The 15,058-nt window shown below is 41.1% G+C and carries 9 protein-coding genes; 6 read left to right on the top strand and 3 right to left on the bottom strand.

The features are described from left to right. Positions 1-53: 53 nt before the first annotated feature. Positions 54-869, top strand: coding sequence for a hypothetical protein (locus BIZ38_RS11700; protein WP_262387603.1), 816 nt, complete (start codon positions 54-56; stop codon positions 867-869). A gap of 92 nt (positions 870-961) precedes the next feature. Here BIZ38_RS11700 and metG read toward each other — a convergent pair whose 3' ends face one another. Further along, positions 962-2,986, bottom strand: a complete 2,025-nt coding sequence (gene metG, locus BIZ38_RS11695) for a methionine--tRNA ligase (protein ID WP_054552942.1) — start codon at positions 2,984-2,986, stop codon at positions 962-964. Between the two features lie 178 nt (positions 2,987-3,164). On the opposite strand from metG, the gene apbC reads away from it, so the two are divergent. The 5 genes from apbC (at position 3,165) to BIZ38_RS11670 (ending at position 13,688) form a co-directional block, all read left to right on the top strand. Next, a complete protein-coding gene (gene apbC / locus BIZ38_RS11690) occupies positions 3,165-4,244 on the top strand; it encodes an iron-sulfur cluster carrier protein ApbC (protein WP_187490326.1) in 1,080 nt (359 codons plus the stop codon). 318 nt (positions 4,245-4,562) lie between these two features. After that, positions 4,563-7,214: a glycoside hydrolase family 16 protein gene (locus tag BIZ38_RS11685; RefSeq protein WP_187490325.1), complete on the top strand. Its 2,652-nt coding sequence runs from the start codon at positions 4,563-4,565 to the stop codon at positions 7,212-7,214. A 78-nt stretch (positions 7,215-7,292) separates the two neighbouring features. Next, positions 7,293-10,244 carry a TonB-dependent receptor gene (locus BIZ38_RS11680; protein WP_187490324.1) on the top strand — a complete coding sequence of 984 codons (2,952 nt, stop codon included), beginning with the start codon at positions 7,293-7,295 and terminating at the stop codon, positions 10,242-10,244. Between the two features lie 228 nt (positions 10,245-10,472). Beyond that, the gene (gene dcd, locus BIZ38_RS11675; RefSeq protein WP_138615771.1) at positions 10,473-11,060 is read left to right on the top strand and encodes a dCTP deaminase; all 588 of its coding nucleotides are present in this window, start codon (positions 10,473-10,475) and stop codon (positions 11,058-11,060) included. Positions 11,061-11,192: 132 nt separating this feature from the next. Beyond that, on the top strand, positions 11,193-13,688 hold the full coding sequence (locus tag BIZ38_RS11670) for an EAL domain-containing protein (RefSeq protein WP_187490323.1): 2,496 nt from the start codon (positions 11,193-11,195) through the stop codon (positions 13,686-13,688). On the opposite strand, the gene BIZ38_RS11665 is transcribed toward BIZ38_RS11670, so the two are convergent. Together BIZ38_RS11665 and BIZ38_RS11660 are read right to left on the bottom strand one after the other, a co-directional pair. Continuing rightward, positions 13,654-14,430 (bottom strand): CLCA_X family protein, encoded by a 777-nt coding sequence (locus BIZ38_RS11665; RefSeq protein ID WP_138600098.1) that lies wholly within the window; start codon positions 14,428-14,430, stop codon positions 13,654-13,656. The genes BIZ38_RS11670 and BIZ38_RS11665 overlap by 35 nt on opposite strands. After that, on the bottom strand, positions 14,430-15,029 hold the full coding sequence (locus tag BIZ38_RS11660) for a tRNA-uridine aminocarboxypropyltransferase (protein WP_187490322.1): 600 nt from the start codon (positions 15,027-15,029) through the stop codon (positions 14,430-14,432). The genes BIZ38_RS11665 and BIZ38_RS11660 overlap by 1 nt, the downstream gene beginning before the upstream one ends. Positions 15,030-15,058 lie beyond the last annotated feature (29 nt).

The following is a 15,058-nucleotide window of genomic DNA, read 5'->3' as shown; positions in this document are numbered from 1 at the left end:
GAATTTTATGTTTCAATATTAACGACATAAAATAATAAGCCAAAAGGTAAAGTATGATAAATGATAAGTGTGCGAGATTAATTCGATCTTTTTTGTTACTCGTCTTTTCAATTAGCCTAGTTGCATGTGGTTCGAGCTCAAAAAACGAATCTACAAAAGTTGATGACACTAACAGCTCAACACCGGATACAGGTGTTGAGCTTGTCGATAACAGTGGTAGTGCTGACTATAAAATTATTATTTATGGCAATAGCCATAGTGCTAGATTAGGGGATTTGCTTGAACAGCTTATTTCCAGTGAGTTAACCAACGCTCAAGTTTCAACGCTTACCGTCAGTGGTCGTTTTTTAGATGAAATAGTGAACACATCGGGCAATGTTGAAAAGCTACAGCAAGCCAATTGGAGCCATGCTATTTTTCAAGGTCAAAAGTATTCTCAGTCTGGCTCTGTTAATTATTCTACAAGTGAGGCTGAGCGATTAATTGCCAGTGCAAAAGAGCTGGAAATTACACCTATTTTGTTTCCTGAGCATCCGCAAAGAGGTGATAGCAAAGAAGGGGAGCTTGTTTATCAATTGCATTTGTCGATTAGCGAAAAAGAGGCAAGCTGTGTTGCACCAATCGGCTTAGTTTGGGACAAAGCAATCGCCGCATTACCTGAGCTTAATTTTTACAGCGCAGATGGTAATCATGCATCAAACGCAGGGCACTTACTGACCGCGATGACTTTTTATGAAGTTATAACAGGTGAGCTTGCAGATACCCTAGCTTACAATGCTGCTTTTGCGATTACCGAACAGCAACACCAGCAGTTTGGGCAAATAATTACACAAGTGCTTGCTGAATATCCTGCATGCCCCAGCTCTTAAGCTAACAACATTAATCTAAAGCATTCATTAAATACAAAAAACCGTTGTGTCTGAAACACAACGGTTCTTTATATTAACTAGCAATTGTGTAATTACATTACACGCATGCCAGGCTCTGAGCCTTCATCAGGGTTAAGAATATAAATTTCTTTTCCGCCAGGGCCTGCTGCTAATACCATGCCTTCAGACATACCAAAACGCATCTTACGAGGCTTAAGGTTTGCTACCATTACCGTTAGCTTGCCTTCGATGTCTTCTGGTGCATACGCCGATTTAATACCTGCGAATACTTGGCGCGTTTCGCCACCTAAATCTAAAGTTAGTTTTAATAACTTATCTGCGCCTTCAACGTGTTCTGCTTTAGCAATTTTTGCTACGCGTAAATCAACTTTCGCAAAATCATCAAATTCGATTTCTGGGCTGATAGGTTCTTTTGCGAGTGGGCTGTTTGGATCAATCTTGTCTTTTTCAGCAACTAGACTTTCTTTTGACTCTTCAATCATTTTGTTTACTTTATCCATTTCAACACGTTGCATTAACGGTTTGAACTTATTAATTGCGTGACCAACCAGCGCTGTTTGCGCGCCTTGCCATGTTAAACCGTCGTTTAAGAAGGCTTCAACGTTTGCAGCCATACCAGGTAGAACAGGTTTTAAGTAGGTGATAAGTACACGGAACATATTTAAACCAAGTGAGCATACATCGTGTGCTTCTTGTTGTTTTGTTTCGTCTTTAATTAACACCCATGGCGCTTTAGCGTCGATGAATTGGTTTGCTTTATCAGCAAGGGCCATGATTTCACGAATTGCACGGCTGTAATCACGGTTTTCGTAGTGATTTGCAATGCTTGCAGAAGCCGCTTGGAACTCACCTAATAGCGCTTCGTCCATTACGGTGTCGCTAAGCTTGCCGTCAAACTTCTTGGTGATGAAGCTTGCACAACGACTTGCAATATTAACCACTTTACCTACTAAGTCTGAGTTTACACGTAGTGCAAAGTCTTCAAGGTTTAAATCAAGGTCAGTGATGCCGTTGTTTAGTTTTGCTGCGTAGTAATAACGAAGATACTCAGGATCTAGGTTATCAAGGTAAGTGCGCGCCTTAACAAAAGTGCCTTTTGATTTAGACATCTTCGCGCCATTCACAGTTACAAAACCATGGGCAAATACATTTGTTGGCTTTCTGAATTTTGCGCCATCTAACATTGCAGGCCAGAATAAGCTGTGGAAATAGATGATATCTTTACCAATGAAGTGGTAAAGCTCTGCATCTGAGTCTTCGCGCCAGAATGCATCAAAATCAATCCCTTTTTTATCACACAGGTTTTTAAAGCTTGCCATGTAGCCGATTGGTGCATCGAGCCACACGTAGAAATATTTACCCGGTGCACCAGGGATTTCAAAACCAAAGTAAGGTGCGTCACGGCTGATATCCCACTGCTGTAGGCCATCTGCAAACCATTCATCAAGCTTGTTCGCCATTTCTTGTTGAATCGTGCCTGAGTGTAACCACTCTTTAAGCATGTCTTCAAAAGCAGGTAGGTCGAAGAAGTAATGCTCAGAATCTTTTAAAATTGGCTCAGCACCCGACATTACAGAGCGTGGGTTAATAAGCTCAGTTGGGCTGTAAGTTGCACCACAAGAATCACAGCTGTCACCGTTTTGATCTTCTGACTTACACGTTGGGCAAGTACCTGTTACAAAACGATCTGGTAAGAAGATACCTTTCTCTGGGTCGAAAAGTTGAGAAATAGTATGCTTTTTAATGTGACCTGCTTCATTTAAACGGTTGTAGATTAACTCGCTGAAATGACGGTTTTCTTCACTGTGCGTGCTGTGATAGTTATCAAACTCAATGTTGAAATCAGCAAAGTCACGTTGACGTTCAACACTCACGTTTTTAACCATCTCTTCTGGCGAGATCCCTTGCTTTTGCGCATTAAGCATAATTGGTGTGCCGTGAGCATCATCCGCGCAAACGTAATAGGTTTCATGACCTTGTTGTTTTTGGAAACGCGCCCAAATATCAGTTTGGATATATTCTAGTAAATGACCTAAGTGAGTCGGGCCATTGGCATAAGGTAATGCGCTAGTAATCAGGATCTTTCGCTGTGCCATAATCATTCCGAGTTGAGATTAGTTCGATGCAAATATGCTCGAATATCATTATTTAATTCATTGTGAGTTGCTTATATGCAACCTAAAGCAATGATATTATCTAATTGTCTGGTTTTAATGGCTTGAATGTTACATAATTCCGCAGCACTTTTCATCAAAGAAACGCTAATTTATTGCTATGTTTGGACTGTCAAAACTATTCTCAAGTAAATCGGCTGAAAAAGCACCTATCATTGCTGCCTTAGCCGCTTATCGTAGTAGCGCATTTGCCATTGGTATTGAGCAAGATTGGCTCGAAGAGCTTAATCAAAACAGCGATAAAAGCTGGCAAGTCAAATTAAACCTCCCTTTTGCAGGCTTGGGCGAAATCAACGACATTGAAAAATTTGTCGCCGATAAACTATCAGTGCCTGTGTCAATTAGCGCTAAAGTGAAATTACCAAGCACATTTAGTTTTAAGCAAATCAAACATATTGTGCTCGTTGCTTCAGGAAAGGGGGGCGTTGGAAAGTCAACCACAGCAGTGAATCTTGCCTCAGCTTTAGAGCAAGAAGGTGCCAAAGTGGGTATTCTCGATGCCGATATTTATGGCCCATCTATTCCACTGCTTCTTGGCCTACAAGGGGCTGAGCCGAAAACAGCCGATAATAAAAACTTACTTCCTTTTGAGGCGCATAACCTCAAAGCGCAATCGATTGGCTTTTTAGTACCAAGCGATGATGCAACCGTTTGGCGCGGACCAATGGCATCAGGTGCACTTAATCAATTAATGAACGAGACCGCTTGGGGAGAGCTTGATTATCTCATCGTTGATATGCCTCCAGGCACGGGTGATATTCAATTAAGCATGAGCCAAAAAGTGCCAGCCAGTGGTGCGGTGATCATCACCACGCCTCAAGATTTAGCCCTAGCCGATGCACAAAAGGGCATTGCCATGTTCAATAAAGTGAACGTGCCTGTGCTTGGCTTAATTGAAAACATGAGCTACTTCTTATGTGGTCATTGTGGTGAGCCTAATCATGTATTTGGTAAAGATGGTGCCGTAAAATTAGCACATCGTCATGGTGTGCCTGTGCTGGCAAATATTCCACTGGCCATTGAAATTCGTGAAAGCTCAGAGCAGGGCGATTTAATTGCCAAAGACAACGCCGCTCAAATAAGCGAAACCTACAAAACCGCTGCCCGTGTACTTGCCAGTAGCTTGTATTATCAACAGGCGCACACAAGCGCAGTTGAAATAGTCATTACTGAAGATTGATTGTTGCAAAGATTTTGTTAATGGGTTTTTCTTATTAACAAAATCTTGGGTGGTTCTTTATCATTAACTTTGCTCTTAACCCCTCATTTAGCCGTATATAGCCTACATTTTCGTCAAATATGTCTAAAAACAAAATCGCCACAAATGTTAATATTTTATTGACGTTTTAATAACCTTGTCATAGTCTAATGAAAGCGCTTACATTTACGGGGCTTTTTATTTGTCTTTAAATGTAAGCGCTTACAATTGACTGGTTAGAATAATATTCATATAAATCAGTTGAGTACTAACAAACACATAATGTTAGGGTTCAATGCAATGAACAGATTCAAAACACACTTAACACAACTTACAATGGCGCTTTCAGTAGCGACATTAGCTGGCTGCGGCGGCTCTGCCACAGATACGAAAATTGATACTGTCAACCCAACTGAGCCTGTTTCAGACTGGGTGATGGTTTGGGAAGATAATTTTGATGGCGATGCTATCGATGACAAAAAATGGAGTTTCGAAATAAACTGTGTGGGTGGCGGTAATAACGAAAAACAATGTTATACCGACAGTGAAGAAAACGCCTTTATTGCAGACGGTATTCTTAATATCGTTGCATTGCCTGCAGAAGACGGTGCTGATAAGCCTTATACCTCTGCGCGTATTAATACTCGTTACAAAGCTGATTTTAAATATGGTCGCTTTGAAGTACGAGCAAAGCTGCCTAGTGGGCAAGGTTCTTGGCCTGCGTTTTGGATGATGCCTACCGATGAAGTTTATGGTGGATGGCCTCGTTCAGGAGAAATCGACATTGTTGAGTCGGTTAATTTAAAAGTACCAACCGATGACGGTGTAGAGTCAAATATCTACGGCACGTTACATTACGGCCAAGAGTGGCCAAATAATGATAGCAGTGGTAAAGCGTATACCTTTTCGCAAGATTCTAATCCTGCTGATGATTTTCATACTTATGCTATTGAATGGCAAGAAGGTGAAATTCGTTGGTACGTAGATGACTATTTATATGCAACACAGCGCCAATCAGAGTTACTTTACAATGCAAATGGTGAAGCTTTAGCTCTTAAACATAAGGGTTGGTACACAGAGTACTTTGATCAAATAACCGGAGAGTTAACGACTTTTTGGGATGCATCTCCTTACGATCAAGAGTTTTATTTAATCTTAAACTTTGCGGTAGGTGGTGATTGGCCTGAAAACGTTAATGCAACCGGTATTGATGCAACTGCATTCGAAAATGGTCAAACTTTTGAAGTGGACTATGTTCGTGTTTATGAGTGTGCGCAAGACCCTGACACAGGTAAAGGTTGTGAAACCGTGCGCCCGGGTTACGACAACTTAGAAGATGCACTTGTGCAAGGCAAAGCTCCGGCTCCAACACCACCAAGTGATGGCACTGTTACGCCGCTGACTATTTTTGATAGCAGCTTTAACCCTAACTGGCCGGCATGGGACTGTTGTGGTGGCACAACGCCTGGGTTAGTTGAAGATGCCGACCGTGGTAATGTAGTTGAATTTAGTGTGGGTGCAGAGCCTACGGTAAATGGTTTTATTAGCCGTGATGCTTTTATTACCGATGAAAACGGTGAAGCCACTCCTTATGACGCAAGCGCTATGCTAGAAGACGGTTATGTGCGTTTTGATATGCAAGTGACTTCATTACTTTCTACTCCAGATGCACCTTGGCTTTTCAAAATTGAAAGTGATGAAGGTGCGACAGCCGTTGAGCTAAACCTGAGTGCTAGCACTGAAGGTGTTAGCCCTGTAGCTGGTAAGTGGCAAACTTATACCTTCCCACTGCAAACATTAGCTGATGCGGGTTTAAATGTATCGCTGATTGATGTGATCATGATTTTCCCAGCGTGGGGTCAAGGTGAAGGTGCAGTATACCGTGTTGATAATGTTGAAATTACCAATGGCGGCACAACAACATTGCCTTCATTAACCTTATTCACCGATGAAACGAATCTTGATTGGCCGCTGTGGGATTGTTGTGGTGGTTCATCACCTGTTGAAGTAGTCGACGACGAAGAACATGGTGTGACTGCTGAATTCTCGATTGGTGCAACACCTACCGTAATGGGCTTTATTAACCGTACTTCATCAGGTGGTAGTGGTACGCAGTTTGATGCATCAGCACTGGTTGATGATGGCATGTTGCAATTTGAGATGAAGATCACCTCTTTATCATCAACGCCAGATGCGCCTTGGCTGTTAAAAGTTGAGTCAAATGAAGGTGCAACAGCGGTTGAAGTTAACCTAAACACAAGCACAGAAGGCGCTGACCCTGTAGCGGGTGAATGGCAAACCTATACATTCCCGATCAGTACTTTATTAAACGCAGGTTTAGATGTAAGTGCGATTGATGTCATCATGATTTTCCCTGCATGGGGTCAAGGTGACGGTGCTGTTTACCGTGTTGACAATGCTCGGATCTATGCACCAGAGCAAGAATCTACAGCATCAGAGCTAACGCTATTTGCCGAAAACGTGGCAGATCTGTGGAGCATTTGGGATTGTTGTGCAGGGAGTACACCAACAGTCGAAACGGATGACGAAACCCATGGCTCAGTGGCAGAATTTCAAATTGGTTCTACCGCTACGGTAATGGGGTTCTTAGCTGATGATGGCGTGAGCTTTGATGCATCTCACTTATTATCTGAAGGTGTGGTTCGTTTTGAAATGAAGATCGTTTCAAACGCCAGCAACCAAGATGCTCAGTGGTTATTCAAAATTGAATCAAACGATGCAGGTCAAGCTGTGGAGCTTGCGTTAAGTGCAAGCCAAGAAGGTGTCGAGCCAGTTGTGGGTGAGTGGCAAACCTATACGTTTACACTTGCTGACTTACTCAGTGCAGGTCTTGATATTAGTGCAATCGACGTTGTCATGGTGTTCCCGTCATGGGGGATGGGTGAAGGTGCGGTTTACCGTATTGATAATGCAGTAATTGCAAACCCGTAATTAACATTGGCAACAAGTGATGGGTGCTGAATATGGCACCCAGTATCCATGACAACATATTGCAAAAGCAGGTAAATCATGAAAAGCACAAAATTTATTAAAACACCTCTTGCAGCGTCAGTTGCGATGATCTTAACTGCAGGGCTGGGCACTATGTCTGCTTATGCACAAGATGAACAAGAGAAAGCTGATAACAATATTGAAGTTATCGAAATTAAAGGTATTCGTGGCAGTATGATCCGCGCCATGGATATGAAACGTGATGCAACAGGTGTTGTAGATGCGATTTCAGCAGAAGAGATGGGTAAATTCCCAGATACTAACTTAGCTGAATCATTACAACGTATTACCGGTGTATCAGTGAGCCGTTCAAACGGCGAAGGTAGCGAAATTACGGTACGTGGTTTTGGTCCTGAGTTTAACCTCGTAATGCTGAATGGCCGTCAAATGCCAGGTACGGGTTACACCCGTTCTTACGCCCTTGAGAATATTGCCGCTGATGGTGTCAGTGCACTTGAAGTAGCAAAATCAGGGCAAGCAGATGTACCAAGTGGTGGTCTAGGTGCTACGGTAAATATTATTACTACGCGCCCATTAAATAGCCCAGGCGAGAAATTTAGCTCGTCTATTAAGGCTATTCACGATTCATCTAATGAAGCCGGTGATGATGTAACCCCAGAGTTTTCAGCAATGTACAGCAATACTTATGCTGATGATACATTTGGTTTTGCGGCATCATTCTCACATCAAGAACGTGATTTTCAACAGCAAAACGCCAATATTCAAGGTTGGCAAGCCAATGTTGATTTACCGACCCTTGATGAAGGTGACTATATTGACCCACGTGCAGTCGATAGCGAAGGCAACCGTGTAGGTAATCATTTCTTCCCGAAAGACATGAATTACAGTATTGCTGATGTTGAACGTGAGCGCACTAATGGCCAAGTAACTTTACAGTACTCGCCAATTGAAAGCTTTACTGCAACGGTTGATTACACAGCAAGTCGTGCAATTACAGGTGTGAATACTGTTGGTTGGGGTATCTGGAACGATTTTAGTACAAATATTAATAGCTATGAGCTTGATGAAAATGGTACAGCGCTTTATGCCGATTTTAGTGGTAATGATGGTTCATTTACAGCAAGCCGTGGCACCACAGAAGTAAAAGCACGTTCAATTGGTTTAAACCTAGAATGGCAAATCAATGACCAGTGGGAAGTTGAGTTCGATTATCATGATTCGAAAAACGAAACAGATAACGGCGCAGATGATGGCTTAGGTTCTGATGGTCAAATCATTCTTGGTTCGGATCAGTTACAGAGCAAAGTGTATGATTACCGCACTGGTGAAATTCCGCACGCCTACGTAAATTGGAATAATGGTACGACGGTACTTGATCCAAGTGAGATTGATTCAAACTTCAGTCAGTTTATTTACTCGCCAGGTGAGTCTAATGTTGAGCAGGCACAGCTTCATGCTACGTGGTTCAATGAAAGCTTTGAAATTCCACTTGTTAAAGTGAAATTCGGTGCTGCCAATACTAAGCAAACTATGGGTGGTTTTACTGCATGGAGTGGCTTACGTGGCGGCCCTGGTTTTAACCCATCATTCACCGAAATCTTCCCTGATGGCATGTTCACTTATAATGATACAGGCGACATGCTAGATCAATTCTCTGGTGGTGGTAGTGCCCTTGAACCAAATTACTATTACACCTATAGCTTTGAAGAAGCGTTAGCGCGTCAACTTGCTTATTTGAATGAAGACTTATTGGGTGATAATCAATACTCAATTGATCCATTCTTTGATGGTATCGACAGTGAAAGCTACGTAGAAGAGAAAACGCAAAGCTTCTATGTGAATAGCTTGTGGGAATTTGATGTTGCTGATTATTTTGTGCAGATCAACGCAGGGCTTCGTTACGAAGAAACGGATGTGACCAGCACGGTTCGCCAAAAAATTGAAAAACAAGTCAACTGGGTAGCCGCGTCGGAATGGATCATGCAGTACGAAACTGGCGGTACAGATAACTTTTATCAAGAAGAAGGTAACTATGATATCTGGTTACCAAATATCGACGTAAAAGTTGAAATTACAGATGAGCTTGTAGGTCGTGTTTCTTGGGGTAAAACCATGGCTCGCGCCCCGCTTGGTAATTTGGCTGGTGGCCGAAGCCTAACGGGTAGCCCTAAACCGGATTCACGCACAGGTGGTCAAGGTAATACTGATCTGCTGCCATTTGAGTCAACAAACCTTGATTTATCCCTTGAATATTACTACGGCGAAGGTAGCTACGCGTCGGTTGGTTACTTCAAAAAAGATGTTGATAACTTTATTTCAAACACGACACAGCAAATAACCATTGACGGCTTATACGATATTTTAGATGGTCCGCGATATCAAGAGGCTGTTGCGTCAATTGAAGCCCGTGGTGAACAAGCTACAACAAATGCAATTTTCAATGAGATGCTGGCATTAGGTTATGGTAATGCGGATGGTGCTATTGAACCAACGAGTTCTGATCCTCTCATGGTGTGGGATATTACTCAACCACAAAACACGGATAGTAAATCAGTTGATGGCTTTGAACTTGCTGTACAGCACTTATTTGGTGAAAGTGGTTTTGGTTTAGGTGTTAATGCCACATTTGTTGATGGAGATGTTGAATTTGATGCAAATGATCTCAAACCGCAATTTCCTTTAGAAGGCTTAAGTGACTCAGCTAACTTCCAAGCTTTTTACGATAAAGATGGTTTATCTGTGAAAGTGACTTACGCATGGCGTGACTCTTACTTAATTGGTGTTGGTCAAGCACAAGGCTCATCTGATGCGCCGCCACAATTTGGCGATACATATGGTCAGTGGGACTTGAGTGTTAACTACGACATTAACGAAAACATGACTGTTTTCTTTGAAGGTATAAACCTTAACAACGAAACTGAGCGTGGCTATGGCCGTTACGAAGAGCAGTTCTTATTTGCTCGTCAATATGGACCACGTTACACAATCGGTGCCCGTTATAGCTTTTAATATGTGATCTCAAAAGGAACAAAAGCCGCTCGTTGAGCGGCTTTTTATTATCTATTTTAATTAATTAATAATTATTGAAGCAACGCACAGTTGATTTGTGTAATATATGCCTCACTAAGTCCACTATAATTAGCTTTTCGTAGACGCAAAAGGTTTGTGTTTTTTGTTAAAGTTATCGTTTTTTCCAACTTTAAATCAAATGTTTAAGTTGTTTAGGTAGAATAATAAATGAGATTATCAGATACCCATATTCAGCAATATATTGACGAAGGCCGCATTGTTATAGAGCCAGCACCAAGTAATGAAATGATCTCGGGTGTCACGGTTGACCTGCGTTTGGGCAATAAGTTTCGTGTTTTCCAAGATCATACTGCTGCGTATGTTGATTTAAGTGGCCCTAAAGATCAGCTTAATAAGGCAATGGAATCAATCATGAGTGATGAAATTGTGCTTGATGAAGAAGAAGCTTTTTTCCTTCATCCAGGTGAATTAGCATTGGCTATTACTCATGAAAAAGTTACTTTACCAGCAGATATTGTTGGTTGGTTAGATGGTCGCTCGTCGTTAGCACGCCTTGGTTTGATGGTACATGTAACAGCGCATCGTATTGATCCAGGTTGGTCGGGTAATATCGTTTTAGAGTTTTATAACTCAGGCAAGCTGCCACTTGCGCTTCGTCCAATGATGAAAATTGGTGCCATGAGTTTTGAAACCATGACAAGCCCAGCACAGAACCCTTATAACACGCGTAAAGATGCTAAATATAAAGATCAAAATACGGCAGTAGCAAGCCGCATTAGTGACGATAATAAATAATCCTTCAACATGTGGTCTTTGGGCCACATATCATTATTTGTTAAACTTTTTACTTATTTGCATTCTCATAAATTGGCAATTTAAGCGTATTCATCCCATACTTTTAGCTGGTGTTTAAAGCACGGAGCTAAAATGCACTTTATTGGCAAGCTGATCCATCAGGTTATAAAAATTTTGCTCGTTTTACTGGGCTGCGTATCGCTTCATAGTGCCAGTATTAATGCTGCAAGCAATAACTTACCGGTATGGGTACTTGATTCAGAACAGCCTTTAGCCAAACTTAGTCAGACCCTCGAAGTATCACTGCAAAATGCTGAGCCTTTAAATGCTTTAGAAAACAATACGGTTCGCCTCGCAGCACAAACCTCCTATTGGTTAATTATCGATTTACAGCAATTGCCTGAAAATAAAAACTATGTTGTTTATCTTAGTGAGCCTAACTTAACGTGGGCAAAGTTTTATCTGTTAGATGAAAATTATCAGTCCACCAATGATCAGCGGCTTGCTTCTCTAGAAAGTTTATCGAATGTGCGACCTCATTGGTTAATAGAGCACAGCCAAGGAGCTCGCTGGGCGCTAGTTAACTTCGTGCACAAAAGGTCTCTAACATTAGAACTAGGTGTCGAAACAGCAAAAAGTTTTGAAGTTGACTTACATCAAACTATTTTGAGTTACGGTGCGATTTTAGGGGGGCTGATTTTGTGTATGTTTGTTTGTGGTGTTTACTTTTTTGTATCCCAGCGAACAAAATACTTAGTCCTAAATGCCTATTTTATATTGGTCACCATTGGGTTTTTAATCGATAACGGATTAATAAATTATCTAATTGGTGGTTTTAATTGGGAATCTAAATGGCCTGTTAATGAGTTCGCATTATGTTTTGTGAGCTATTTTTTATATCATTTTTTAGCGATCCATACCTATACAGCAAAGTTTAAAAAGGCCTGGCAAGCAATGATGCTGTGTTTATTCAGTGCAGCTTTATTGTCATCACTATTGCCTCATTTTAATCGTCAGTGGTTATTTATAGTCAGCTGTTTGGGCTTTTTGTGCTTTGCCTCTGTAATATTTTATAGTTTGATTAAGCGTAAGGGTAATCGTACTCATCTGCGTATTTTTATGCTTCTAATTATTGTTATTCAGGTGTTAAGTCTGTTTTTATGGAATGGATTTGGTATTGGCTACCATGGAATTCATAACACCATTTTATTGCTCACATCATTGGCGATCTGCTCCGTACTGTTATTAAAAGACCGTCAGCAAATTTCAGCATTTAGTTATTCGATGCTGCACGATGCGGATACGAAGCTACCAAATAAACAATTTTTACTCGCGCAAATGATGAAAAAAGTGTCGCAAAAGCAACATTTTTCAGTTTTATTATTTAAACCTCATGTACTCTCAAATGCACGTTCTACCTTTGGGTTTGAGCAAGCTAATATTTGTATCAATGAAAAACTAAGTATATTAAACATTCAGATGCAGACCATGAATACATTAAAGTTGGAAGTTCAAGCCACCAGAAGCACATGGCTTGCTCATATTGACGATAGTACATTTGGGTGTTTGATCTTGGGCGAACTAGAATTAAGCCATATTGAGCAATTTGCCTGCATGATCCATGGTGTGTTTGAAGAGGGCCTTACTCATGAAGAAATTAACTTAGTCGACCGTGTTGATATTGGTGTTGCTTATTACCCGATGCATGGCAATACCGCGAAACAAATATTGCAATGTGCAATACAAGCAATGACTGAAAAGCGCCTACAAGGTGAACGTTGGCGTATGTTCGACTCAGAAAGTGCGCGGCTTTCTGAACAAAGGTTATCCATTGCTGCAGCACTTAAAATTGCGATTGATGAAAACCAGCTAAGTTTGCACTTTCAACCGCAGATATGTTTGAAAACGGGCAAAGTAGTTGGCTGTGAAGCATTACTGCGCTGGACACATCCAATTTTTGGTATTGTTAGTCCTGAGATATTTATTCCAATTTCAGAGTCAGCAGGGGTGATCAATCAGCTAACAGAGTGGGTCGTTGAAAAGGGGGTTGAATGGCAAGCGAAGTTTTGCAAACTGATACCCGATCATGTTATTTCCATCAATATTTCTGCAAAGGATTTATTAAATAAAAATTTACCTGTGCTGCTAATTACCATTTTAAATGAGCAAAATGTGGCGGCTGAATCAGTGATGTTAGAGCTCACTGAATCAGCGACCTTAGAAGAAAGTAAAAAAATTAAAGCCACGCTTGATGATTACCGTTTAATAGGTCTAAAACTCGCTATTGATGATTTCGGTACAGGCTACTCATCACTTGCCTATTTAAGCCAACTTGGTTTTGATGAAGTCAAAATAGATAAACAATTTGTGTTAAATCTGCCGTTTTCGGTTAATGATCAAAGTATCTGTAAGGCAACCTGTGATATCGCCACTACTTTAGGTGCACATGTTGTTGCTGAGGGTATTGAAGATGAGCAAAGCCTCGCTATGTTACAAAGCTATGGTTGCCAGTTTGGACAGGGATATTATTTTTCAAAACCCCTTGCCGCAGATGATTATTTAGACTGGATAAGTAAGGTGCAAAAACTTGACCTTAATCTTGATGCAACAGCGAACCTAGCTGATTAAAATATTTAAGCAAGGCTTCAAAACAATTCATCGTATGCTGCTCATCCGGGTAGATTAAGCCACTTTTCGATAAGCCACTCACTAAAAAGCTATTTTTGATGTTAGGGTGGACGCTAATACACTTTTCAAAACAGCGGGCAGCTAGTTCCTCAGGCATACTCATATAAAGTTGCTTTACTTGCTTATCAAAAGCGATAGATTGTTTTACGAATTCATTTGGATTTTTACCAGAGTTATCTAAAAATACCTGATGATAAAACTCATTTAAGCGTTGATTAAGTGGATGACTCAAGTCTGGTGACTGTTCGAGCCACAGCGCCGAACAGAATTGCATGCTCTTTCTGCCGCTAAATAAGTGCTGACAAATATGATGGTCAAAAGCATGAAACCATTCATGGGCGAGTGCGCCACCACCTGCATTTTTAGCCAGCGCAAGGGTTTGGCTGTGAGCATTATAATGAGCCTGCACACCTTTTTGTCCGCCATGACCAAAAGCAAAATTGAGTTTCCCTCTAAGGCCAATTGCCGTTGGCGGTAAAGTCAGTATTTGCGCAAGATCGGCTAAAGCATCGTAAATTAAATTCGCCGCTAATAGCCGTTCTTGCTTATTAACCCAATTACCAACCACCATAGTGCGAAAACCAAAGGTGTCGCGAATATCGTCAAAATCGACCTGATCATCAAAGCGGTAATCGGGTCCCTTACGATGAAAACCTGCGCTTAGTCGTTTTGATACACGCATTATAGATAGCGTGCCTTAACATCATCCGGCATATGCTGAGTTTGCTTATCGACCAGTGCTGCTAATAATCTGTATAGTGGTGTTACATCAATGCCTTCAATTAATTTAAGGCTATGAGTTACAGCTTCTAAAGTTGATAAACTATCTGCTCGAGGTGCTTTACGGATGACGTATTTGTTTTGTGGTATGTGCTTAAAACTCACCGTTTGAAATGCACGGAGGCTAGGGGTTAATTGCAGCATTTTGTAGGCTTTTTTCCATGTACCATCAATTACGATTAAATGATTTAAAGACTGTTTGAAAGCATCTGTAGTGGCAGTGTGCTCATCTAGACTTAAGGCATCCTCAGTAGGGTAAAGAACCGCTGTTGTTGCTTTTGGCAATGTTGCAAGCTGTAGAAAGTCTTGCTCTGACTCACCAGCGATGATCTGGCAATTTTCTAAACCTAAATTCAGTAAATTGGCCGTATTTTTAGTGACTTTTTCCTCACTTGGGTGGCGTAATATAATGATTTTTAGTTTATTATTGATTATGCTTATTGAATCACATAAACAGGTTTTAATTGAAAAGCCACAATGTGAGCATAATTCTCTAGCCATAGATACTCTTGTATACATTTGAAGTCTCT

This window comes from Pseudoalteromonas sp. BZK2 (assembly GCF_014349195.1).
Classification (GTDB): domain Bacteria; phylum Pseudomonadota; class Gammaproteobacteria; order Enterobacterales; family Alteromonadaceae; genus Pseudoalteromonas; species Pseudoalteromonas simplex.
This window is presented reverse-complemented; position numbering and strand designations above follow the sequence as displayed.

Coding starts and splice junctions, on each gene's coding strand:
- BIZ38_RS11665 (WP_138600098.1), bottom strand. CDS start 14,430: ATGCGTGTATCAAAACGACTAAGCGCAGGTTTTCATCGTAAGGGACCC.
- apbC (WP_187490326.1), top strand. CDS start 3,165: ATGTTTGGACTGTCAAAACTATTCTCAAGTAAATCGGCTGAAAAAGCA.
- BIZ38_RS11680 (WP_187490324.1), top strand. CDS start 7,293: ATGAAAAGCACAAAATTTATTAAAACACCTCTTGCAGCGTCAGTTGCG.
- BIZ38_RS11660 (WP_187490322.1), bottom strand. CDS start 15,029: ATGGCTAGAGAATTATGCTCACATTGTGGCTTTTCAATTAAAACCTGT.
- metG (WP_054552942.1), bottom strand. CDS start 2,986: ATGGCACAGCGAAAGATCCTGATTACTAGCGCATTACCTTATGCCAAT.
- BIZ38_RS11685 (WP_187490325.1), top strand. CDS start 4,563: ATGAACAGATTCAAAACACACTTAACACAACTTACAATGGCGCTTTCA.
- BIZ38_RS11670 (WP_187490323.1), top strand. CDS start 11,193: ATGCACTTTATTGGCAAGCTGATCCATCAGGTTATAAAAATTTTGCTC.
- BIZ38_RS11700 (WP_262387603.1), top strand. CDS start 54: ATGATAAATGATAAGTGTGCGAGATTAATTCGATCTTTTTTGTTACTC.
- dcd (WP_138615771.1), top strand. CDS start 10,473: ATGAGATTATCAGATACCCATATTCAGCAATATATTGACGAAGGCCGC.